At 44.9% G+C, this 22,305-nt stretch carries 19 protein-coding genes; 9 read left to right on the top strand and 10 right to left on the bottom strand.

The annotated features are described in order from the left end of the window. Positions 1-2: 2 nt before the first annotated feature. Positions 3-3,131, top strand: coding sequence for an efflux RND transporter permease subunit (locus B4F66_RS14265; protein ID WP_292354308.1), 3,129 nt, complete (start codon positions 3-5; stop codon positions 3,129-3,131). Between the two features lie 62 nt (positions 3,132-3,193). On the opposite strand, the gene B4F66_RS14260 is transcribed toward B4F66_RS14265, so the two are convergent. After that, positions 3,194-3,571 (bottom strand): DUF4168 domain-containing protein, encoded by a 378-nt coding sequence (locus tag B4F66_RS14260; RefSeq protein ID WP_292354310.1) that lies wholly within the window; start codon positions 3,569-3,571, stop codon positions 3,194-3,196. A 205-nt stretch (positions 3,572-3,776) separates the two neighbouring features. Here B4F66_RS14260 and B4F66_RS14255 point away from each other — a divergent pair, with 205 nt between their 5' ends. Further along, entirely contained in the window at positions 3,777-5,237 is a 1,461-nt protein-coding gene (locus tag B4F66_RS14255) for a sensor histidine kinase (RefSeq protein WP_292354312.1), read from the top strand. Further along, complete coding sequence (locus B4F66_RS14250) at positions 5,234-6,661, top strand: sigma-54-dependent transcriptional regulator (RefSeq protein ID WP_292354314.1); 1,428 nt, start codon at positions 5,234-5,236, stop codon at positions 6,659-6,661. Before B4F66_RS14255 ends, B4F66_RS14250 begins: the two co-directional genes overlap by 4 nt. Here the strand turns inward: B4F66_RS14250 and B4F66_RS14245 are convergent. Then, entirely contained in the window at positions 6,658-7,791 is a 1,134-nt protein-coding gene (locus B4F66_RS14245) for a WG repeat-containing protein (protein WP_292354317.1), read from the bottom strand. The genes B4F66_RS14250 and B4F66_RS14245 overlap by 4 nt on opposite strands. 148 nt (positions 7,792-7,939) lie before the next feature. Between B4F66_RS14245 and B4F66_RS14240 the strand changes: the two genes are divergently transcribed. Further along, the gene (locus B4F66_RS14240; protein ID WP_292354319.1) at positions 7,940-8,347 is read left to right on the top strand and encodes a hypothetical protein; all 408 of its coding nucleotides are present in this window, start codon (positions 7,940-7,942) and stop codon (positions 8,345-8,347) included. Positions 8,348-8,414: 67 nt separating this feature from the next. Further along, positions 8,415-9,281 carry an alpha/beta hydrolase gene (locus tag B4F66_RS14235; RefSeq protein WP_292354321.1) on the top strand — a complete coding sequence of 289 codons (867 nt, stop codon included), beginning with the start codon at positions 8,415-8,417 and terminating at the stop codon, positions 9,279-9,281. Here B4F66_RS14235 and B4F66_RS14230 read toward each other — a convergent pair. From B4F66_RS14230 to B4F66_RS14195, 8 genes are all read right to left on the bottom strand, one after another. After that, positions 9,278-10,264 carry an NAD(P)/FAD-dependent oxidoreductase gene (locus tag B4F66_RS14230; protein WP_292354323.1) on the bottom strand — a complete coding sequence of 329 codons (987 nt, stop codon included), beginning with the start codon at positions 10,262-10,264 and terminating at the stop codon, positions 9,278-9,280. The two genes, B4F66_RS14235 and B4F66_RS14230, sit on opposite strands and share 4 nt — an antisense overlap. Positions 10,265-10,385: 121 nt before the next feature. After that, positions 10,386-10,457 (bottom strand): pyrroloquinoline quinone precursor peptide PqqA, encoded by a 72-nt coding sequence (pqqA, locus tag B4F66_RS14225; protein ID WP_081443609.1) that lies wholly within the window; start codon positions 10,455-10,457, stop codon positions 10,386-10,388. Between the two features lie 111 nt (positions 10,458-10,568). Further along, a complete protein-coding gene (gorA, locus tag B4F66_RS14220; protein ID WP_292354325.1) occupies positions 10,569-11,924 on the bottom strand; it encodes a glutathione-disulfide reductase in 1,356 nt (451 codons plus the stop codon). Positions 11,925-12,012: 88 nt separating this feature from the next. Beyond that, complete coding sequence (locus tag B4F66_RS14215) at positions 12,013-12,537, bottom strand: peroxiredoxin (protein ID WP_292354327.1); 525 nt, start codon at positions 12,535-12,537, stop codon at positions 12,013-12,015. Positions 12,538-12,659: 122 nt separating this feature from the next. Continuing rightward, a complete protein-coding gene (locus tag B4F66_RS14210) occupies positions 12,660-14,858 on the bottom strand; it encodes an EAL domain-containing protein (protein WP_292354329.1) in 2,199 nt (732 codons plus the stop codon). 11 nt (positions 14,859-14,869) lie between these two features. Next, complete coding sequence (locus B4F66_RS14205; RefSeq protein ID WP_292354331.1) at positions 14,870-17,839, bottom strand: hybrid sensor histidine kinase/response regulator; 2,970 nt, start codon at positions 17,837-17,839, stop codon at positions 14,870-14,872. A gap of 230 nt (positions 17,840-18,069) precedes the next feature. Then, positions 18,070-18,630, bottom strand: a complete 561-nt coding sequence (locus tag B4F66_RS14200) for a 5-formyltetrahydrofolate cyclo-ligase (RefSeq protein WP_292354333.1) — start codon at positions 18,628-18,630, stop codon at positions 18,070-18,072. Beyond that, complete coding sequence (locus B4F66_RS14195; RefSeq protein WP_292354334.1) at positions 18,627-19,067, bottom strand: RrF2 family transcriptional regulator; 441 nt, start codon at positions 19,065-19,067, stop codon at positions 18,627-18,629. The genes B4F66_RS14200 and B4F66_RS14195 overlap by 4 nt, the downstream gene beginning before the upstream one ends. A gap of 87 nt (positions 19,068-19,154) precedes the next feature. Here B4F66_RS14195 and hmpA point away from each other — a divergent pair, with 87 nt between their 5' ends. The 4 genes from hmpA (at position 19,155) to B4F66_RS14175 (ending at position 22,036) form a co-directional block, all read left to right on the top strand. Then, the gene (hmpA, locus tag B4F66_RS14190) at positions 19,155-20,372 is read left to right on the top strand and encodes an NO-inducible flavohemoprotein (protein ID WP_292354336.1); all 1,218 of its coding nucleotides are present in this window, start codon (positions 19,155-19,157) and stop codon (positions 20,370-20,372) included. A gap of 89 nt (positions 20,373-20,461) precedes the next feature. After that, positions 20,462-21,193: an HPP family protein gene (locus tag B4F66_RS14185; protein ID WP_292354337.1), complete on the top strand. Its 732-nt coding sequence runs from the start codon at positions 20,462-20,464 to the stop codon at positions 21,191-21,193. A gap of 69 nt (positions 21,194-21,262) precedes the next feature. After that, positions 21,263-21,580, top strand: a complete 318-nt coding sequence (locus tag B4F66_RS14180) for a PepSY domain-containing protein (protein ID WP_292354339.1) — start codon at positions 21,263-21,265, stop codon at positions 21,578-21,580. A gap of 150 nt (positions 21,581-21,730) precedes the next feature. Further along, positions 21,731-22,036 (top strand): PepSY domain-containing protein, encoded by a 306-nt coding sequence (locus B4F66_RS14175; protein WP_292354341.1) that lies wholly within the window; start codon positions 21,731-21,733, stop codon positions 22,034-22,036. The last annotated feature ends 269 nt before the right edge of the window (positions 22,037-22,305 follow it).

Genomic DNA, 22,305 nt, shown 5'->3' with positions numbered 1-22,305 from the left:
GCATGATTCATTCAATTGTACAGTTTTCAGTGTACCGCCGATGGCTGGTGCTATTCTTAACAATACTTATTGCCGGAGTGGGCGCTTACAATGTTTTCCAGCTTAATATTGATGCTGTACCGGATATTACCAATGTTCAGGTGCAGATTAATACCGAAGCAGAAGGTTATTCACCGTTGGAGGTTGAACAGCGAATTACCTATAGCGTTGAAAATGCTATGGCCGGCTTACCCAATCTCGATTACACCCGTTCTTTATCACGCTATGGGTTATCTCAGGTCACGGTGGTATTTGAAGAAGATACGGATATTTATCTTGCCAGGCAGTTGATAAATGAACGTCTGCAGGGAATTCGCAGTGAGTTACCTGTTGGCATAGAACCACAGATGGGACCGATCGCCACTGGTTTGGGTGAGGTGTTTACCTATAGTGTCCGCGCGAAACCGGATGCGTTGAAAGCCGATGGCACTGAATATACCGCAGAAGATTTACGCACCATACAGGACTGGATTATCCGTCCCCAGATGGTAAAAGTGCTGGGCGTTACTGAGATCAATAGTATCGGTGGGTATGAACGTGAATATCAGGTAGCCCCTGATCCAGCCAAACTGCTGGCCTACAAAGTCAGCCTGGCTGAACTGAGCGAAGCATTAATACGTAATAATCAGAATGCTGGTGCCGGTTATATTGAACGGAATGGCGAACAGTGGCTGGTACGTTCCCCAGGTCAGTTAACCTCTCTGGAAGATATTCGAAATGTCGTTATCACCAAACGTGATGACACGCCGATCCGGATAATGGATGTGGCCGAAGTATTTTACGGAAAACAGTTACGTACCGGCGCGGCGACCCAGGATGGAAAGGAAACGGTGTTAGGTACGGCTTTTATGTTGATTGGCGAAAACAGTCGAGTGGTCGCCAGAGCCGTTGCTGACCGCCTGGAACAGGTAAATCAAAGCTTGCCTGAAGGCATTGTGGCTGAAGCTGTATATGACCGGACCACATTAGTCGATAAAACACTCAAAACGGTACAAAAAAATCTGTTCGAGGGTGCTCTACTGGTCATTGTGGTGTTGTTTTTATTGCTGGGAAATATTCGGGCAGCGTTAATAACGGCGCTGGTCATTCCGTTAAGTATGTTATTTGCCATTACCGGAATGGTCAGTAACAAAGTGTCGGGCAATTTGATGAGTCTGGGAGCGATTGATTTTGGACTGATAGTCGATGGTGCGGTGATTGTGGTGGAAAATGCCTTGCGACGTCTGGGCTTGGCACAGCAACGTCTGGGCCGGTTATTAAGTTTGCAGGAACGCTTGGCGGAGGTGATTGAGAGTACCCGGGAAGTGTTTAATCCGGCGGTATTTGGCATGTTTATTATCATGCTGGTGTATCTCCCCATTTTTGCCCTCAGCGGTGTTGAAGGAAAAATGTTTCATCCCATGGCGTTTACCGTGGTGGCAGCACTAACCGGGGCTTTGATATTTGCGGTGACTTTTGTGCCAGCCGCGGTGGCGGTATTGATCACCGGCAGGGTAGCCGAACAGGAAAATCCAATTATGCGGGTAGCGCGGTGGATTTATCGTCCGCTGTTAAGCCTGTCTTTACGTCTGCCTTTTATAATTGTCTTACTGGCCACGTTGATGGTCAGTATCACGGTTTATTATGGTTCGCGTTTAGGTAGCGAGTTTCTGCCACAACTGGATGAAGGTGATATCGCTTTGCACGCATTGCGGGTCACTGGCACCGGACTTGAACAATCTGTGGCGATGCAAAATCAGCTGGAATCGGTAATAGCCGAGTTTCCACAGGTTAAACATGTGTACTCGAAAATTGGTACGCCGGATATTGCCACCGACCCGATGCCACCAAGTGTTGCGGATACCTTTGTTATTTTGCAACCCATCGAAAAATGGCCTGAACCCCAATTGAGTAAGGCGGAATTCCTGGCAGAATTACGAGAAACGGTTGAAGCAGTGCCGGGAAATCTCTATGAATTCACCCAGCCGATTGAAATGCGTTTCAATGAACTGATTGCCGGGGTGCGTGCAGACGTGGCATTAAGAATTTATGGCGATGACTTGGAGACGCTTTATCAACTGGGCGGTCAGGCTGAGCAAATGTTGTCTGGTGTCACTGGTGCTTCAGATGTAAGAATGGAACAATTGACGGGTTTACCGATGTTATCCATTGAACCACAACGTGATCATTTAGCTTTGTTGGGTTTGGATATCGCCAGTCTGCAGCAAAGCATTCAAACGGCGATTGGTGGTACTTCTGCCGGCTTGATTTATGAGGGAGATAAACGTTTTCGAATCGTGGTTAGGTTAGATGATGAGATACGTAAGAATCCCGACCGGTTAGCCAAACTTCCCATCGCATTACCTGACAGTGATGATCCAGATTTATCTTATGTGCCGTTGGGTGAAATTGCCGATATTAAAGCCATCAGTGGCCCCAATCAGATAAACCGTGAAAGCGGTAAACGTCATGTCATTATCAGTGCCAATGTGGTGGATAGGGATTTGGGATCCTTTATCGCGGATGTGCAGCAGAATGCACAACAGCTCAATCTACCTGCAGGGTATTGGCTGGAATATGGCGGAACCTTTGAACAATTGGAATCGGCCAGCAAGCGATTGATGATTGTGGTGCCCATAACACTGTTGCTGATCCTGATGATATTGTTCAGTGTATTTAATTCATTAAAAGATGCTTTGCTGATTTTTACCGGTGTACCAATGGCATTAACCGGTGGTCTGATTGCACTGATGTTAAGGGATATGCCGTTATCCATTTCTGCGGCAGTGGGATTTATTGCTTTATCAGGTATAGCCGTCTTAAACGGCGTGGTGATGTTGACATTTATCCGACAGCTGCGTGAGCAGGGTATGGTGCTGCTGGAAGCTGTTTTCGAGGGCGCAATGCAACGGTTACGCCCTGTATTGATGACCGCACTGGTAGCTGGTTTAGGGTTTCTGCCGATGGCATTAAATACGGGAACCGGTGCTGAGGTCCAGCGTCCATTGGCTACGGTCGTGGTGGGAGGAATTATTTCTTCAACGTTATTGACGTTGCTGGTGTTACCCGCCTTGTATTTTTTAGCCTATCGATTTAGTTCAAAAGATAAGTAGTCCAGAAATGAAAAAGCCGGGAGAACCCCGGCTTTTCCACGATATACGAAGCTGAAACGTTATTAGTTAAGCATAGACTGCACTTTGTCACGCAATTGAGCATCACTTTGAATAGCCAAGGCGATATTGCTATATGTTTCGACATCCAGGCCTTCGTTTTGAACGGTTTGGACCATTTTCTGGCTGGCTTCCTGTTGTAATTTTGCAGCTTGGTCAGGATCTTCAGTACTTTCCAGACGGCCTGAATATTCATTACGAATTTCTTCAAGATCACCCTGAACATCAACAAATTTTTGCAACTCAGAATCACTGAAATCAGTTGCTGGAGCTGTTTCAGGCATTGGAGCTTGAGGAGCTGCCTGTTGTGGTTGTTCTGCAAAAGCAGGAGCGCTTAGACCCAGAGCCATTAAAATTGAAGCAAAAATAGCTGTTTTTTTCATGGTGTTTTCCTTTATTGATTGTGGAACACATTCAGGTTGTTGCGACAATCATGCCAGAAAGCCGGGTTTTTATAAGTCGTTGTATTTAATCTATAAAATGTTTCGTGTCAGATCTGTTAACCCTTATATGAAGCTTGACGGGTACTTTGGTATGTGTCAATTTGGCCCATGTGCCATAAATTCAAGTTTGTTAAGAGGCCATTGAATGCGTTTTCCATCCATTTTCAGCAATCTGCGATTAGTGTTGATCATGCAGGTTGCATTGCCAGTGTTACTGGTGCTGGCGATGATCCTCGCGATTGGTCTATCTATGGTGGGCCAGTTTATCGAGGAAAGAATGCAGCGGGATTTACAGCAAGTGGCCCGAACTATTCATTTGCCAGTTTCTCAGGCGCTGGAACGGCAGGATCTGGATCAGTTACAAAACAGCATGGCTTCGGTTTTTGGTATTACCGAGGTATATGGAGCCTACTTATTCGATGCCAATGGCAAGCGGTTAAGCAGTTTTGGTGTCGTTAATCCAACGAAAGAACAGGCAACGGATGCACTTGAACAGATCGCCGAAGGTGAATTTGCACAATATGAACGGATTCGTGGCCGGAATGTGTATTCCTTTTTTATGCCTATTTTTGATGCGACTGGCCAGCCAAATGGCCTATTACAAGTGACTCGTCGGCGCAGTGATATTGACCGTGAGCTGACTGAATTAAAATATTGGGCCTGGGGTAGTTTTGGTCTGGTGTCATTAATTATTCTTGGGGTCATTACCTATTCCCACCAGCGTGCCATTGAAACCCCATTGCAGAAATTAGTTGAGAGCATGCGGCGGGTGAGCCAGGGGGATAGAGAACATCGGGCAGCAGAGCAGGGACCGATAGAAATAAGCCAATTGGCAAAAGGACTCAATGGCATGCTCAATGCGATTGAAGCTGCAGAGAAAAGCGAAGCTCAGCAACGTTCCGCCCGGGAGCAGATGGCAGAAAGACTCCGGCAAACCGAAACCATGGCAGCGCTTGGACAATTATCGGCAGGTGTCGCTCATGAATTAGGTGCCCCGCTAACAGTGGTTGATGGAAGAGCCGGCCGATTATTAAGGCGTCTGGAAAACGAAAACGACTTAAAAGAGTTAAATGAAATCCGTCAGCAGGCGGCCAGAATGACCTCGATTATTCAGCAATTACTCAGTTTTGGTCGTTCATCGCGTGCTGAATTTCGTGAACTTGATGTGACGTCATTGATCGAGAGGGCCGAGGCATTGCTGGCCAATCAAGGTTATCAAGTCACTCTTGTTAAGGGACCCATGGCAACAATTAAAGGCGATTCATTAAGCCTGGAGCAGGGATTGATCAATTTATTACGCAATGCCTGTCAGGCATGTCCTGAGGGCCCGGTTGAACTCTGTTGGGAACAGGATGAAAAACAGTTAAAAATCCATATAGACGATGCCGGCCCTGGTATTAACGAGGAGCAGAAAGCCCAGATTTTTGATCCCTTTGTCACCACCAAAGCGCCGGGCGAAGGAAGTGGTCTGGGGCTGGCTATTGTGAAACGGATCCTGCGAGAACATCAGGGGGAGATTATTTTGAGTCATAGTCCACTGGGTGGGGCCAGATTCAGTCTAATTTTACCGTTGGTTTTAACTACAGATTCCGGAACAAGCGCATGACCACAAAACAGAATAAAAATTTGCCCATCCTGTTGATAGAAGATGATCAGGCATTAGCCCGGCTGATTTCAGATGAGCTGGAAACTGAAGGCTGGAATCTGGAGATTCATCATCAGCTCCAATCGGCTCTGGACTGGCTCAACATTAATCAACCTGCTTTGATTGTTACTGATTTGCGCTTGCCAGATGGCAATGGAATGCAGGTGGTAGAGCAGGTTGTCACCCATTGGCCGGAAGAACAACGACCAGGATTGATAGTTATCACGGCATTTGGCAGTGTGCGACAGGCAGTGCAGGCTTTACAGGCCGGCGCCGATGACTTTCTCACCAAACCTCTGGATTTGGAACATTTTCTGCTGGCGGTAGAGCGGGTGGTTGCTACCCGTAAATTACATGATGAGCTGTTTCAATTTCGCAAGCTCAACCGGCAGCCCGCTTTTCATCAGATGTTTGGTCGCAGTGAAGCCATGCGTAATCTGTTTGAACAGATTAAAGTCATTGGCCGGGCTCAGGGGCCGGTATTGATCAATGGCGAGAGTGGAACCGGCAAAGAACTGGTCGCCAAAGCATTACATGCAGAAAGTGATCGTGCTGACGGACCATTTTTAGCGGTGAATTGTGCCGGTATACCCCAAGAGTTACTGGAGAGTGAGTTTTTCGGTCATGTTGCAGGCTCGTTTACCGGTGCCAGAAAAGCCCGCAAAGGGTTATTACAGGAAGCAAATGGTGGCAGTTTGTTACTGGATGAAATTGGTGAAATGCCAATGGCATTGCAGGCAAAATTATTACGCGCCTTACAGGATGGATCGATTCGTCCGGTGGGCCATGATACCGAAGAAAAAGTGGATGTCCGTATTATTGCGGCCACCCATCGGGATTTGAAACAAAAAGTTATTGAAGGCAGTTTTCGGGAAGATTTATTCTATCGACTGGAAACCTTTGCTTTGTCAGTGCCCCCTTTACGGGACCGTGAAGAGGATAGGGAAATTCTGGCACAGCAGTTTTTACAACAACTGGTGGTTGCTCAGGGACGTAAAATTCAGGGGTTCAGCGATAAAGCATTGGACATTATTCGTGACTATGCCTTTCCGGGCAATGTCAGGGAGCTACAGAATGTCGTAGAAAGAGCGTTTGCCTTTTGCAACGAAGACTGGGTGCAACCGCAGCATTTACCCTCTCGTTTACTGGAAAATCAACCGTCAAAACTGGCGATGGCAAGCCCTGAAATGGATAGGCAAAATGATGAGTTATTGGCCGGTGTCGTATTGCCAACCCTGGATCAGTTACAAAAACGTTATGTAAATATGGTTTTAAAAGAGGTGGACGGTAATAAACGTCGCGCCGCTGCGTTACTGGGAATCGGTCGTCGTACGTTGTATCGCTGGCTGGATGAAGAAACCGATGAGGCCGAAGATACTGCTTAATTCCTCGAAATATAACCCCATTTATCACGAATTTTTATTGCCGCCAAACCTTCATTAAACGGTTGAGCATGTTCAAATTGTGGTTCGATAACCACTTCACCCTGCCGGTTAATATAACCATACTGCCGATAATTATAGGTTATCACCGCCAGACCATCCGAAAATGAATATGCCCAGACATATTCCGGTTCAATTTCAATCTGGCCTTCGGTATTGATATAGCCAACCTTGGCGTTTTTCTCCACACGGGCTAACCCTTCGCGGAAATTCCAGGCATCATCAAAATACGGCTTGACTACTATTTCTCCACTGGAATCAATAAAACCGTATAGCCCATTTTGTTTGATTACCGCAAAACCCTCACCAAATGCTTTGGCTTGATCAAATTGAGGACGTATCAGCCAATCCCCTTTTTTATCGATGTAGCCCCACTTACCCTCAACAAATACAGCAGCATAACCCTCGCGAAATACCCGGCTCTGGGCAAATGCTGGCTTGATTAACCGTTTCCCCTCGGCATCAATATATCCCCATTCTTCATCCACTCTAACGGCGGCTCGTTGTTCGCTGAAGATCTGAATTTCATCAAACTGCGCCTTAATGACTTCTTCTCCCTCAGTATTCAGGTAGCCCCATTGATCATTGACTTTGAAACCCGCCAGACCTTCTGAGAAAACGCCCACCTTGTCATATTTGGCCGGAACTACTTGCTGACCAGAAGTATTTAAAAAGCCCCACATTCCATCCTTGATAAAAGCAGCATATCCCTCTTTAAAAGATTGAATTTTTGGGTAGGTGGGCTGCAGTATTATTTTTCCATTTCGATCTACAATGCCCCATAGATTATCTTTACGATAGGCGGTGACGCCGCTGTCCAAATCATTGATTTCATCGGCGGTGAACAGAATGTCGCCATCAGGATTGATCATGGCAAATTGTGCTATGCCCTGATTGGCAATCATTACTGCCGCTCGGTCATTTTTAAAACTGCCGGCATCATCAAAAATAAGATCAATCTTCAGATTTTCTACATAAGCCATGGTAGGCTGAACAGCATGACTGGTAGAGACGCCGGTGAATGTCAGCGCTGACAGAATATATCCCAATGTTTTACATAACGTTCTATTCATAACCTCACCCACTTTTTGGGAGTTATTCCCATGATAAGTCTGTTCTTGTTCGGGTGAAAAGCTTGTGAAAATAAACTGTTGGGAGAACACCCCTAAGACCCCACTGCAGCTAAATCGATAGTGAATCAACAATGCTGATGGAGTATGTATGGAAAAGGATGAAGATACCTATATAGCGCTGAAAATGATGGCAGAAACTATTGATCTGAGTTCACGAAATGATAACGACGAGATTATCGGTCTGGAATACTATGTTAATTTCAATGTGTTGACTGACGATGAGCTGACCGAACTGATTCAGCTTTGGGATCAAAAATTAACGACCTGCCAAAAAGAAAAACTGGCATCGCAATTTACTGTAATCCAAGTGTTTGGCTTAATTGGACTGGCGATGCTGATTGCCTGGTTATCGGGTGGGATTGCCGGCGCGATTGCCAGTATGATTGGTGTTGTCGGTATGATTGCGATGATTGAAGATAAGCGGGTAAAAAAAGCGAAGCGTAACTTGAAAGATGCAGAGAAAGTCTGCAACAAGCTTCATTCTTATGCTCGTTAGTCTGTTCTGAGGAACCTCCGTCTCGCTAAGTCAGTCTGGTTAAGCTATTAACTTAAGGAATGTTTGCGTGCTTCGCCAGTTTATTCAAAGTTTATTAGGCAGTCTCTCGGCGCTTTCATTAAGTGCTTGTTCACCGGTAACCGTATTAAACGCCATGGTGCCGGAATCAGGATATCAACATCGAGCAGATCTGATTTATGGTGACCATCCGCGCCTGAAACTGGATATCTATCAGCCTGTGAATTCAACAGTAACCTCGAAACCAGCAACGGTTATTTTCTTTTATGGTGGCGGCTGGGAAACAGGCGATAAAGCGGATTATAAATTTGTCGCAGAAGCCCTGACTTCACAGGGTGTCATCGTGGTGATTCCCGATTACCGAGTCTACCCTGAAGTCGTATTTCCTCAATTTATCGAAGATGCTGCTCAATCAGTGGGCTGGACCAAACAGCATATTGCAGAGTTTGGCGGTGATCCGGAAAAGCTGTTTATTGCCGGACACTCTGCCGGAGCACATATTGCTGCCATGTTGTCGGTGAATCCGCTTTATTTGCAGCAGGTTGATATGCAGCCACAGCAGTTGCAGGGAATGATTGGTTTAGCTGGGCCCTATGATTTCCTGCCACTGAAAAGTGACACGTTAAAACAAATTTTTGGCGATGAAAGCAGCCAGTGGCAAAGTCAGCCAGTGAATTTTGTCACCAACGATCACCCTCCGATGTTATTACTGGTTGGCACTGATGATCGTACTGTACTACCACGTAACAGTTATCGACTGGCAGATAAACTCAAGCAGCATGGTAATTCAGTAAAGTTGGTGGAGTTTGATGGTTACAGCCATGTGGCTATGGTTGCCAAGCTGGCAAAACCTTTGCGTGGACAAGGTGCTTTACTCGCTCCAATCACAACATTTATTGAAAAGTATCAGGATTAGCTTAACTGCAGGATGAGTTGTTGTCCCAGTGCCTCTGCACTGCTGAAAGCCGACTCGACTCGACCCTGAATGCACCAGTCACCGCAAGCCGCCAGTTTTAAAGTGTTATCCAGATAAAATTGTTGACCAGTTTGAGCAGGAATATTAGCGAAGCCCCAGCGCTTTAAATCGATATGACTGACTTTACCAGTATCCAGTCCACTGACGCGCTGCACTTCATCAAGCATTTGTTGTTTGATTCGCTCATCCTCGACGGCCAGGTTTTCTTCTGCCCAAATATTATTGGCTTGTATCACCATTGAAAACTCACCGGAGCGAGAAGGTTTGGAGCTATTAACCGACATCCAGCTTATTTTTGCATCTCGTACTAACGCGGCTTGCCAGTCGAGAGCGGGGGCATCATTAAAACCCAGCATTAACGCGTAACAGGCTAGCATTTTTGTATGCTCAATAGAATGATGGCTGGCAAACTCCTTGGGTAAAAGATCGGCGGTCTGGCTCGCTGGCAGACAGCTGATCACCCAATCAAAATCATCCGCGATTTGCGTCCCTTGGTGCAATAAGCACCATTTCCCATTCTGTTGCATAAGATGGGTGATTTGCTGATTAAACTGAATATCCAAGGGGGCAGCGAGCGCCTGAGCAAACGCCTGCATATCAGGACTGCCGACAAAATGTGGATAGTCTGCATTCCACTGGCGTTCTACTACTTTTTCAGCGCCGGCAAATTCTGCGAAATGTGCATCCCAGCGTTCTATCACCTGCTTTTTGATTAATGGCTGAATAAATTCAGCAAAACGTGGTGTTTTAACCGTAAAAAATTGGGCACCATGATCAAACTGAAATAAGCCCGCGGTACGTGATGCCAATCTGCCGCCAGCACGTTGCGCTTTTTCGAACAAATGAATGTCCGCGTAGGGTTTAAGTTGATGAGCCAGTGTGAGGCCAGCCAATCCGCTGCCAATAATTGCAATTTTGCTCATGTGAGTCCGAGGCGGTAATGAATTTGGCAATCAGACCAGAGTGGTTAAGAAGAGGTTTCTGACAGGCGAAAAAAAACCCCAGTCCGAAGACTGAGGTTTCTTATTTCTTTATAACTGCGTATTAACGGTTGCAGATATACATTGTTACTTCGAAACCGAAACGCATGTCTGAATATTCTGGTTTAGTCCACATAATCATTCTCCTCAAATTTGATATCAGCGTTTGCTGACTTAGGTATAGATTAACGTGTTCAAACAACTAAAACCTCAGTGATACACCCGAATGGACTCAGGATTTTCCTGATTAATCACTTACCGGGGTGCGCATAGTGACAAACTCTTCCGCTGCAGTTGGATGAATGCCAATCGTTGCATCAAAATCTGTTTTGGTTGCCCCGCATTTAATCGCAATGGCTATGCCCTGCATAATTTCCCCTGCTGAGTCTCCCACCATGTGTGCTCCTAACACTCTATCAGTATCACCGTCGACCAGTAACTTCATTAAAGTGCGTTCCTGCGAGCCACCCAAGGTGTGTTTCATCGCGCGAAAGTTTGAGCGATATTTCAATACATTTGAATATTCCTTACGTGCCTGTTCTTCAGTCATACCGACAGTACCGATATTCGGCTGACAAAACACTGTGGTGGCAATATTGCTGTAATCCACTTTACAAGGTTGCTTATCAAACAGATAGCCAGCCAATGCCATACCCTCGGCTAATGCTACAGGTGTTAGTTCCATACCACCTGTTACATCGCCCAGGGCGTAAATACTGGGTTCAGACGTCTGAAAGGTTTTATTAACCTCGATATGTCCACTTTTACCAAGCTTGATGTCAACATTTTCCAGTCCCAATCCATCGAGATGTGGTTTCCTGCCGGTGGCAAATAACACGGTATCAACCGTTAAATGATGACCATCCGACATGGTTAAATATAAACTGTCATCTTTTTGTTTCTTAATTGATGTCACTTCGGTATTAAAGTGAATATGCACACCATTTTGTTGAATCTGCTCTGCAGCAAATTCAGCCGTCTCTTTATCAAAACCATTCAGTAATCCGCCACCACGGACAATTTGTGTGACTTGAGCACCCAAGCCATGAAAAATACCGGCAAACTCCACGGCGATATACCCCCCGCCCACAACCGCCAGGCGTTTAGGGAATTCTGCCAAATCAAAAATTCCATTGGAATCCACTGCATGGGTTTTACCGGGTATATCCGGGATAAATGGCCAGCCGCCCGTAGCAATTAAAATTCGTTCTGTGGTGAATTTCTTACCATTTACTTCCACCGTATGGGCATCAATTATTTTGCCTCTGCCATCGATTATCTCAACGCCGGCACGATCCAGAATGCCTTCATAGACACCATTCAAACGACTGATTTCATCTGTTTTGTTATCACGTAACGTCGCCCAGTCAAAAGCCGGTTTACTGACTTGCCAGCCAAAGCCTTTGGCATCGTTGAAATGGGCTGAATATTCAGAAGCATAAACATAAAGTTTTTTAGGTACACAACCGACATTTACACAAGTTCCGCCCAGATAACGATCTTCGCATACTGCGACTTTTGCACCATATGATGCCGCCATGCGGCTGGCTCGAACGCCACCTGAACCGGCACCAATAACAAATAAATCGTAATCGTATTGCATCTAAAAAACTCCTGTCTGCCATTTAACTTTACAAAAAAATACCGGACCTGAATGGTCACAGGTCCGGTGTAATGTGGCTAATACAGCATTATTGTTTATTCAAATAATCCAGCATGGTATCCACGCCGCTGACTTCAAACGGGTCATCAGGGCAATTATCCATCTTGCCTGGCTCAGCAAAAAGTTTTTTCACTTCACCATCCACCACATGCATTGAGTAACGCCATGAACGCTCACCAAAGCCCAGGTTTTCTTTTTTCACCAGCATGTTCATGCCACGGGTAAATTCACCATTACCATCCGGCAGCAATTTGACTTTTTTCACGTCCTGACGTTTGCCCCATTGGAACATGGTGAAAGCATCATTTACGGACAGACAATAAACTTCATCAATGCCTTTTGCTTTCAGCTCATCATAGTGTTCTTCATAACCTGGCAAGTGGGTACTTGAACAGGTCGGGGTAAACGCACCAGGCAATGCGAAGACGATGACACTTTTACCTTTGAAAATTTCATCGGTCGTAACATCCTGCCAGCGGAAAGGGTTATCGCCACCAATACTTTCATCTCTTACACGGGTTTTAAAAACGACATTAGGTACTCGTTGAGTCATGTTGTTAATCTCCTTTTTTGGGGTAGTGGTTTCCTGAACATTTATTCAGTTATGAGCAGTGTAGCGGAACAATAATGATTAATAAAACAACTTATTTCGGTTTTATTAATCGGTAAAAGCGATTAATCTTGGGTCTGACTATTGATATCAATCGCCATATTCAATTGTTGTCCACTACGCTTGTTTCTATACATTGCTTCGTCAGCCAGCGTGTAAAGCTGTTGTAAATCGTAATCGCTTAATGATTTTGTGGTCGTGATACCAAAGCTGTAATGTAAGCGAATATCACTATGGATGGACTGATTGTAGGAGTCTACCGTGTTGGATAGCCGCTGCAGAATGGCGGTTTGATCGGTATCGTTCTGATTGACCATCAACACAACAAATTCATCTCCTCCAATACGACCGATTAAATCCGAATCACGAAAAGTGCTATTTAATAACGTTGAGAATTGCAGTAAGGCATTATCGCCAGCCTGATGACCATGGCCATCATTGATTTGTTTGAAGTTGTCCAGATCAAAATAGATCAGCGACGCTTCACAGTCCTGATTACGGCACATTTGCAGAATATGATTGGCCCTGAATTCGAAGCCTCTTCTATTGAGCAAGCCCGTTAAATGATCTTCACACAGCAGCTGATTGGTGGCGATTTCTTCTTCTACCATTAACGCCAGTTCACCTAATAATCGGGAATCCCGTTCACTGATATAACGTGGTTTATGATCAATCAGGCATAACGCACCCAATTTTTCACCACCGGGGGCTCGGAATGGAAAACCGGCATAAAATCTTATATGAGGCTTATTCACCACCAAAGGATTATCATTGAAACGAATATCAAGGGTTGCATCGTTCACGATAAAACTTTTTTCCTGCTCGATCGTATAATTGCAAAAAGCCTGTTCTCGAGGGGTTTCAGACGCATCTAATCCAACTTTTGATTTAAACCACTGTCTTTCATCATCTAGTAAGGTAATCAGCGCGATCGGTACATCGAACATGCGTTTTGCTAAACGGGTAATTCGATCAAATCGCTGTTCAGCAGGCGTGTCCATAATTTTCAAGGATTCAAGCGCTTTCAGTCGCTGTTGTTCCAGTGCCAGTTTGCGCTGTTGTAGCCATTGGCCAATCTGATCGGCGGGGACCGGCCTGCCAATAAAAAATCCCTGGGCTTTATCGCAACCTTGCTTTTGCAGAAACTGTAGCGTGGCATAGTCTTCAATGCCTTCAGCAATTACTTTCATATCCAGGCTGTGGGCCAATTCGATGATCGCCTGAATGACCAGTCTTGATTCTCGTGACTGTTGTGCCGTCATTACAAACGATTTATCGACTTTTACTTCGGAGAACGGCATCCGTACCAGTTGCAACATCGACGAAAAACCCGTTCCAAAGTCATCAATGGACAGTTGAAATCCCTTCATCCTTAACCGGGTCAGAATATCCAGAGATGCAACGGGATCATCCATTGCGCCGGTCTCGGTGAGTTCAAGCATGATGGTGTGAAGTTTTACGTCATGAGAGTCACACAATGCTTCAATCTGATTAAACAGCGTCAGATTGCGGAGTGATAAAGCAGAAATATTGATGGAGCAAAGAAGTTGATGGGACTGAGGGGTGCCCGGATTTATTCGTTGTTGCTGGCAAAACTGTCTAAACCACGGTAAAGCCTGTTCGAAAACCAGAATGGTTAAATCATCAATCAGATTATTTTGCTCGGCAATGGCAATAAAGACATCCGGAGCAATAAATCCGTATTCCTTATGACTCCACCTTGCTAGCGCCTCAAAACCCACTAATTCACCGCTGGTGCAGTCTACTTTGGGTTGATACGCCAACGTAATTTCCCGGTTGGTAATTGCCTGAGCAACATCTGTGGCTGTAATGGCTGGGACACTGGAAGATGATTGCAGCTGTTGGCCATCAAGCAAATCAATCGCATTAAGTGATGGCAAGTCAATCATTTCACGGAAAGCTTTTGGATTAAAGGGTTTCGGTAAAATTCCGACAATGTTCAATCCATGTGCTGCCGCTGAGCGGGCGGCGGCCTGTAAAACCTGATGGCCAACCCCGCTGGTAATAATGATTTTGGCAGTGACCAGTTGCTCCCCCAATGCCCCCAGAACTTCTACCCCATCCATATCGGGCATAATCAGGTCTAATGCAATATGAGTAGGCTGCCACTCATTAAGTAAATTGAAAAAATTAATTGCATTGGTGGTCACTTTCACTGACATACCAGCGTATTCGGCAACATTGCGGATGGTCTCTCCGGTCAGTTGGTCGTCATCCAGTATCAACAGTTTATGATCCGACATCTATTAATCTCTCAGGTCTTGTAGGTCAGCATTTGTGCGACTCTGTTCAAAAGAGCTGCACGATGATATGGCTTATTCAAAATAGGAATACTGCCATTCTGTTTTTCTTCGTCGGTCAGTGCTTTCTCCGTATAGCCCGAGGTATAGAGCACGGGAAGTGTTTGTCGAAGTTGTTTTGCCTGTTTTGCCAGCTCATGTCCGCTAATACCGCCGGGCATCAGTACATCGGTGAACAGTAAATCAATTTGCTGTGCCGACGCAAGCCAGTTTAAAGCCTGATGCCCATCAGCTGCTGCAAGCACCTGATAACCCGCATCCCGCAGCTGTGAAATAGCATAATGTCTGACCAGATCATTGTCTTCTACAACCAGAATGGTTTGTTTGGAGTGTTGTACTGTTGTCGGAGAATCAATCTCCTGCAGGACAGGTGCTGGCGACACCATCTCATTATGAGGAAGAAATAACTGGAATCGTGTTCCCCGCCCGGGCTCAGACTGTACCTGGATGTGACCGCCGGACTGTTTGATAAAGCCAAATACCATGCTTAATCCCAAACCACTGCCTTTTCCTGCTGGCTTAGTGGTGAAAAAAGGTTCAAATACCTTATCCAGCAAATCCTGGGAAATTCCTTCCCCATTATCCATTACATCAATTTTGACGTATTCGCCTGCCTTAAGTTCGTTCGCTGAGGTTTGTTGATCCGTGGGAAGATTAAATCGCTCTGTGCTGATCATTAGTTTGCCACCCTCAGGCATGGCGTCTCGAGCATTAATGGTCAGATTTAATAAACTACTCTCCAGTTGAACGGGATCAATCATGACGGGCCAGATATCGCTATTAAGATTGAGATCCAACTCGTATTTTTGCCCTAATGAGCTTCGTAATAAAGCCTCAATATTACGTATTAACATATTGATATTAACGGCTTCGGGCGAGAGTGGCTGGCGTCTGGCAAAAGCCAGTAGATTACTGGTCAAACGTGCGCCTCGATCCGCTGCACTGCTGATAAGTTTTGCCAGAGGCTGTAAAGCGGGTTTATCGGCCAGCTCATCGATTAATATTTCGGTATTCCCGGTAATAACGGTCAATAAGTTATTAAAATCATGGGCAATACCACCGGTTAACTGCCCAATGGCCTCCATCCGCTGCGCCAGTTGTAACTGTTTCTGTAAATGCCTTTCTTCAGTTATATCGCGCTCAACGGATACCCAATGGGTATACCAGCCTGCGGTCAGGCCAATGGGAACACTATTCAGCTCCAGCACAATTTCACGACCACTTTTATGATACTGGGTTAATTGAGCACGAAATGGCTGCCAGGTGCTGTAAGCCGCTTTAATTTTTTGAAGTTCATTTTTTTCGGTTTTCGGGCCATGCAAAATTTTCAGGCTTTTACCGATCACTTCCTGACGGCTGTAACCGGTTATACGTTCAAACGCGTTGTTCACAAAAACGATATTTGCCTTTTCTTGGGCAAAACGTGAAGCTTCAGTAATAATCACTACATCATTAAGTTGTGATACCGCACTTCGTAACAACTTCAGTTCTTCCGCTTCCCGGCGTTGTCGAGTAATGTCCCGCAGATAAACGGTAAGCCCTTTGGTTGAGGGGTATATCCTGATATCCAGCCATAACTGTTTTGCTTCGTACAGATGCTCAAAGGACATCACCTGTTGCTGCATTAGTGCCAATGACAATTTTTTTACCAGCGAGCCACTGCGATCAATATCAGTATTTTCGATACCTTTTTTATCCAGCAGTTGCGAATGGGGAATATTAAATAAAGCCACCGCCTGATTATTCACATAGTTAAACCGTAAATCAGTACTTAAGGTGAAAAAGGCATCGGTGATACTGTCCAGAGTATTCTGCAACTGCTGTGATAAGGCCTCACTCTGTTGTTGCAACAGTTTGGTTTGATGAATATTAATGCTCGAACCGTACCACTTTACGACTTTTCCCTGCTCGTTGCGGATGGCACTGGCTTGAGCCAGAAACCAAATATATTCATTATCAAACCGCCGTAATCGGAACTCATCAGAGTAGGCGACCCCTGTTCTCATTGAATGAGACCAGCGTTCACGCGCAGCAGTTTGATCATCGGGGTGCACCAGTTCAAACCAGTTGTGAAGTATATCGGGTTCTGGTTTGCCAAAAAATTCAACGGCAAAACGGGAAACAGAGTCAAGCATCCCTTCAGCAGTCACCGTCCACATAAACTGGAGCGTTGTTTCAGCCATATAGTGAGAACGCCGCTGTTCTTCGATCAGATTGGCTTCTACCAGTTTACGATCATGCACATCCTGAATGACGCCCTGCACATGCGAAGGGAATTGCTGGTCTGGATAGGCCATTATTCTTAGCCGTCTAGGATTGTTCTGATGGGTGAGTGTGAATTCACCATCCATCGCATGTTTAGTGTTCAGCGTGGCATTTATTGCCTGATTCAACGCTGCTTGTTGATTATCCGTAAACAAGGAAACAAATTGCTTTTGTGAGAGCTGGCTGGGGTATTTTTGATTTAACAGCATGGCTGCTTCAGGGCTTAGTTGGATGAGTCCTGTTTTATCCAGCTGCCAATAACCCAGTTTAGCGATGTCTGCAGCAAGTTTGAGCTGTTGTTGATTTTTAGTCTGTTGCTGATGTGAGCGAATGATATAGCTGCTAAGCAGAAAAATCGCCATTAATGCGAATGTCGCCAATGTCCGATTTGCGACAAACTGAGTTTGTAAAATGGCCTGCTGGCCCTCCGGCATGATCAATATGCCAGACCAGACGAATAACAAACTGATCAAAAACGTTATGCTTAATCGACGAAGACTGCCGCCAGCACTAGCCAGCATAAGGATAGGGGTATATAGAATACCGTGCGCAAAACCCGGGACCGTTAAACGGTCTGCCAAAAACACCAGAATCAGCAATAGAAAAAGCAGTCCATCAAATATCGAACTGTTTAAAAAACGGCTTAGGCTCTGACTCATATATAGATGACTCCAGTCATCCAGCTCTGGGTGACGAAAAAGCAATGAACCTACGAATATACGTTATTAAAAATTAACGTCACATGTTTTAGGATTTGTTTATATTTATTGCTGCCTTGTTAGGCGAAAAAATAGTCTCAAGCAGTGGTGGATATGAAAGATAAACAAGCCCTAGCATTGAGTATACAAAAATGTAATAGCCAGGCTTTATTAACTTAACGCAGAATAACTTATGAAAAGATTTTTTCTTCGGTAACAATTCTATCCATCGGCACATCATGCGGTTGAGCATTGATGTTGTCGAGTAACATCCACTGAAAACCAATGCCAATACTGAACGGTTTAACAGGACTGGCAAGAGTACGATCATAAAAACCACCCCCATTGCCCAAGCGATGTAAATCACTATCAAATCCCACCAGTGGAATGATCAGCACATCAGGCTTTACGATGGGTGTGTTTTGAGGCACCGGAATATCCCAAATTTCAGCCTGCATAATGGATTCCGGACGCCATTGCCGAAATTGTAAAGCTTCTTTAGGGCCAATAATCTTCGGCAAGGCGGCTTGCCAACCTTGCTCGATAAGGCCGCAAATGAAATCCCGGCAATCTATTTCACCGCGTACCGGCCAGTAAAAACCAATAGTGCCCTTGGGCAAGGGATCCAGTATGGTCTGTAATTTATCAAATAAAGCTACCTGATGAATCAGGCGAAGATCATTTGCAGTGTCTAAACGCTGTTGGGTTAACCGATAGCGTTGTTCATTGCGCCACTCTTGCCAGGTAGTCATGCAGATTCCGGTATTTCCAGTAATTCTTGCAGACGGTCCTTATTGAATACCACATCGGCTAGTGTGTAATCGTCCAGTACGTTCAGGAAGGCGGCCTGGGCTTTATGCAGAGCATTTCTCAATATGCAGGCAGGTTGAATAGGACAGGCGATTTCATCTCCGAAACAGGGAAGTAATTGCAGGTTTTCAGTTTTCCGGACCAGTTTTCCTATACCGATATCATTGATTGGTAAAGCCAGTTTCAAGCCACCCCCACGACCTCGATGGCTCACAATATAACCATGCTGAACCAGCGTTTGAGCGACTTTTGCAAGATGATTGGATGAAATGCCGAATCGTGTCGCCGCATCCTGAATGGTTGCAGCTTGCTTACCATGATGTATTGCCAGATAGACCAGTAATCGAAGCGCATAATCGGTATGCGTTGTCAGTTGCATTATTCGTTGACTCCTAAAAGATGGACCAATACTATGTGTTTTTAAATAGGTATGTAAAATGCCTGTTTAGCTAATAGGAGTTCGGCAATGAAGCCTGAAACTTTCGATATTATTCATCAAACCGTGCCTTTACTGGAGCAGCATGGCGAACAATTAGCAGACTGTTTTTACAAAAATATGTTCCGTAATAACCCGGAAGTAAACGTTTTTTTCAATCCAGCTCATCAACAATCAGGTGCCCAGCAACACGCTTTGGCTTCAGTCATCTGTGCCTATGCCCGGCACATTGATAACCCCGGCCAATTGCGACAAGCGCTTGAGGTTATTTTTCATAAACATGTTTCTCTGGGGATAAAACCTGAACATTACCCCATCGTAGGAAATAATTTGTTATTAACGCTTCGTGAAGTTCTTGGCGAAGCGGCAACGACTGAGGTGATTGACAGCTGGACAGAGGCTTATGGTGTTTTAGCCGGTATTTTTATCGACAGAGAAGATGATTTATATCAGCAACAGCTGATCAAACATGGCTGGAATGGCTTTAAGGCTTTCACCCTGATTCGACGTCATTCAGAAAGCAGCAACATTACTTCTTTCTATCTGCGACCAACTGATAATAAGTCGTTAAAGGCTTATCTGCCGGGGCAATTTATTACGCTGAAAATTCAACTGGCCGACGGTAGCCAGGCGATGCGGAATTATAGTTTGTCTTCAGCTCCGAGAGAAGATCACTATCGAATCAGCGTCAAAAAACATGCCGGTGAGTTGCCAGATCATCCTGGCGGGGTAGTCTCCAACAGATTGCATGATAACGTGCAGGTAGGTGACCAGCTGCTGCTGGCACCCCCCATTGGAAACTTTATATTAAGGATGCCCGAAGCAGTCAATATGCCCTTGGTGTTTATTGCTGGTGGAGTGGGAATAACGCCTTTACTTGCCATGCTGCATTGGGGTTTGGTCCATGAACCAGATCGTTCATTTACACTGATACAGTTAGCTAAAAATAATGACTTTCTGCCATTTTATGAAGAACTCTCAGTACTAGCGCGTACCTACCCAAATTTTCAATGGCATATTCGTCTCAGCCAGTCTTCCGGCTCTCAATCACTGTATTTGCATGATAGTGAAGGCTATATAGACAAAGCGTTGCTGGATCTCCTGGTACCAGAGTCTGAGGCGAATTATTACCTGTGCGGGCCTGCCGCAATGATGCGAACCACAATGGCCATATTAAAAGAGCGTGGCGTTGATAGTTCATCAATAGCTGCCGAATTTTTCGGGCCTTCCCAATACTTAAGAGACTGAAACCCAGGTATTTATTCCGTAGGTATCCGCTTAATGGTAACGAAGCCATTAAGCGGAATTATCAATCTAACCAAAGACATGACAAAGCAATGAAGCTATCCGACAGGCTGCAAAAGTGGCAGCAACGTTTATTACAAACTCACCCAAAACTTAAAGAAAAGCTAAATGCCAGTTTAGGAGCATTTACGGCAATCTGGCTGCTTATGACACTTCTCAGCCAATTACAAATGACGATGGAAATGGAATTGCTGGTACTTGCATCAATGGGCGCCTCTACATTCTTATTATTTGTAGTGCCACATAGTCCAATGGCTCAACCCTGGCCGTTAATGGCGGGTCATTTAATCGCTGCTGTAATGGGAGTGAGTTGTAACTATTGGATAGCTGAGCCGGTGTTGGCAACTGCCATGGCGGTGGGCTTGGCGGTGTTTTTTATGCATTTTCTGCATGCCCTTCATCCGCCTGCAGCCGCGACAGCCATGATTGCGGTTATTGGCATGCCGGAGCACAGCAGTATTGCATGGTTTTTTGTTTATGCTGTTGTCACTATCAACGCAGGAAGCCTGCTTGTTTTGTCTTTACTGATTAATAATCTGTTGCCAGGACGCCACTATCCGCATCGTGATAACCATCATAAACACCACGATCAATTCATAAAACAGAAAGATAAAACCACGTTATTAAATGAAGAAGATTTTCATTGGGCGCTTTCCCAAATGGAGGCTGTCATTGATGTCTCAGAAACAGACCTGATAGATTTATATGAGTTTGCTTCAGAGCATGCAGAGAAAAGAAATTTAAACCAGAAAATGAAAAATTAATTTTATTCAGTTTGATTTAAGTTTGGTTTTGTAAAGTGGGCTCACCTTAATCGGAAAGGAGTACCAAAAATGAAAAAACTAAACAAAATGACTCTGGCAACTATACTTGCATCAGCCTTAACGTTTTCAACGGCAGCTGTTGTTGCAGATGATGATCCAGCCACTATGCAAATGAAAGCAGAAAAATTTGGCTTAATCAGCAGTGAAGAAGCTAAAAATATTGCGTTAAATGAAAAATCCGGCGTGGTTACAGATATCGAATTAGACAGTATTGATAACGGTGGCGGTTGGGAATACGAAGTTGAAGTTGTTCAGGAAGATGGCACTGAATGGGATATTGATGTTCATGCCAAAACCGGTGAACTTCGCAAAGTCGAACGTGATTGATAGTTAATTCTATCTTGATGTAAAAAGCAGCGGCCCGTCTTTGACGGGCCGTTTTTTTATCTATAACAAATATAAAATAAAGTTAAAATTCAGTTTTAATTAATTTTACTTTTATATCTTTAGAAATTCTTAATAAAAAAGAGGTCAAAGATGAAAAGTTTAGTGATATTCTCGGTTGTTTCTGTAATGAGTTTTCCCGTTTTGGCAGATGATTTACATGAGATAAAAACAAAAAGTGAACAACTCGGTTTGATTAGTATAGAGGAAGCAAAATCTATTGCGCTAGAAGCCAAGCCAGGCATCATTGATGATATTGACTTGGAGAACCGTGCATTTTTTGGTGGATGGGATTATGAAATGGAAGTGCTGGGTAAAGATGGCAAGGAATGGGATATTTATATCAATGCAGAAACCGGTGAAGTCAGAAAAGTCAGTCGAGATTGGGACTTGTTCTAAAGCATTTTTTAGGGCTTGTTGATCTTTCATATCCCCAGCCCTGCGGGTTGTGACTGAAAAAGCGCCACTTATGTCCACGGATGGACAGGCCGCTATCGCTATCCCTGCTATCGCGGCATTTGGGCATCCTTGCCCATCATATGCCGGCGCGCCAAGGAGGCGCGCGCCGGTCTGCGTGGCCTACATGGATGTAGGTCAGGGGCGTGAGCAGGATGCGGAAGCTTTGCTCGTTACTTATTTAGAATAACTACAAAAACGTCAGGACAAGC

Source organism: Methylophaga sp. UBA3603 (genome assembly GCF_002375335.1).
Lineage (GTDB): Bacteria > Pseudomonadota > Gammaproteobacteria > Nitrosococcales > Methylophagaceae > Methylophaga.
Note: the sequence above shows the minus strand (reverse complement) of the source record. Positions and strands in the feature narration are given on the sequence as shown.

Coding starts and splice junctions, on each gene's coding strand:
- B4F66_RS14265 (WP_292354308.1), top strand. CDS start 3: ATGATTCATTCAATTGTACAGTTTTCAGTGTACCGCCGATGGCTGGTG.
- B4F66_RS14260 (WP_292354310.1), bottom strand. CDS start 3,571: ATGAAAAAAACAGCTATTTTTGCTTCAATTTTAATGGCTCTGGGTCTA.
- B4F66_RS14255 (WP_292354312.1), top strand. CDS start 3,777: ATGCGTTTTCCATCCATTTTCAGCAATCTGCGATTAGTGTTGATCATG.
- B4F66_RS14250 (WP_292354314.1), top strand. CDS start 5,234: ATGACCACAAAACAGAATAAAAATTTGCCCATCCTGTTGATAGAAGAT.
- B4F66_RS14245 (WP_292354317.1), bottom strand. CDS start 7,791: ATGAATAGAACGTTATGTAAAACATTGGGATATATTCTGTCAGCGCTG.
- B4F66_RS14240 (WP_292354319.1), top strand. CDS start 7,940: ATGGAAAAGGATGAAGATACCTATATAGCGCTGAAAATGATGGCAGAA.
- B4F66_RS14230 (WP_292354323.1), bottom strand. CDS start 10,264: ATGAGCAAAATTGCAATTATTGGCAGCGGATTGGCTGGCCTCACACTG.
- gorA (WP_292354325.1), bottom strand. CDS start 11,924: ATGCAATACGATTACGATTTATTTGTTATTGGTGCCGGTTCAGGTGGC.
- B4F66_RS14215 (WP_292354327.1), bottom strand. CDS start 12,537: ATGACTCAACGAGTACCTAATGTCGTTTTTAAAACCCGTGTAAGAGAT.
- B4F66_RS14210 (WP_292354329.1), bottom strand. CDS start 14,858: ATGTCGGATCATAAACTGTTGATACTGGATGACGACCAACTGACCGGA.
- B4F66_RS14205 (WP_292354331.1), bottom strand. CDS start 17,839: ATGAGTCAGAGCCTAAGCCGTTTTTTAAACAGTTCGATATTTGATGGA.
- B4F66_RS14200 (WP_292354333.1), bottom strand. CDS start 18,630: ATGACTACCTGGCAAGAGTGGCGCAATGAACAACGCTATCGGTTAACC.
- B4F66_RS14195 (WP_292354334.1), bottom strand. CDS start 19,067: ATGCAACTGACAACGCATACCGATTATGCGCTTCGATTACTGGTCTAT.
- hmpA (WP_292354336.1), top strand. CDS start 19,155: ATGAAGCCTGAAACTTTCGATATTATTCATCAAACCGTGCCTTTACTG.
- B4F66_RS14185 (WP_292354337.1), top strand. CDS start 20,462: ATGAAGCTATCCGACAGGCTGCAAAAGTGGCAGCAACGTTTATTACAA.
- B4F66_RS14180 (WP_292354339.1), top strand. CDS start 21,263: ATGAAAAAACTAAACAAAATGACTCTGGCAACTATACTTGCATCAGCC.
- B4F66_RS14175 (WP_292354341.1), top strand. CDS start 21,731: ATGAAAAGTTTAGTGATATTCTCGGTTGTTTCTGTAATGAGTTTTCCC.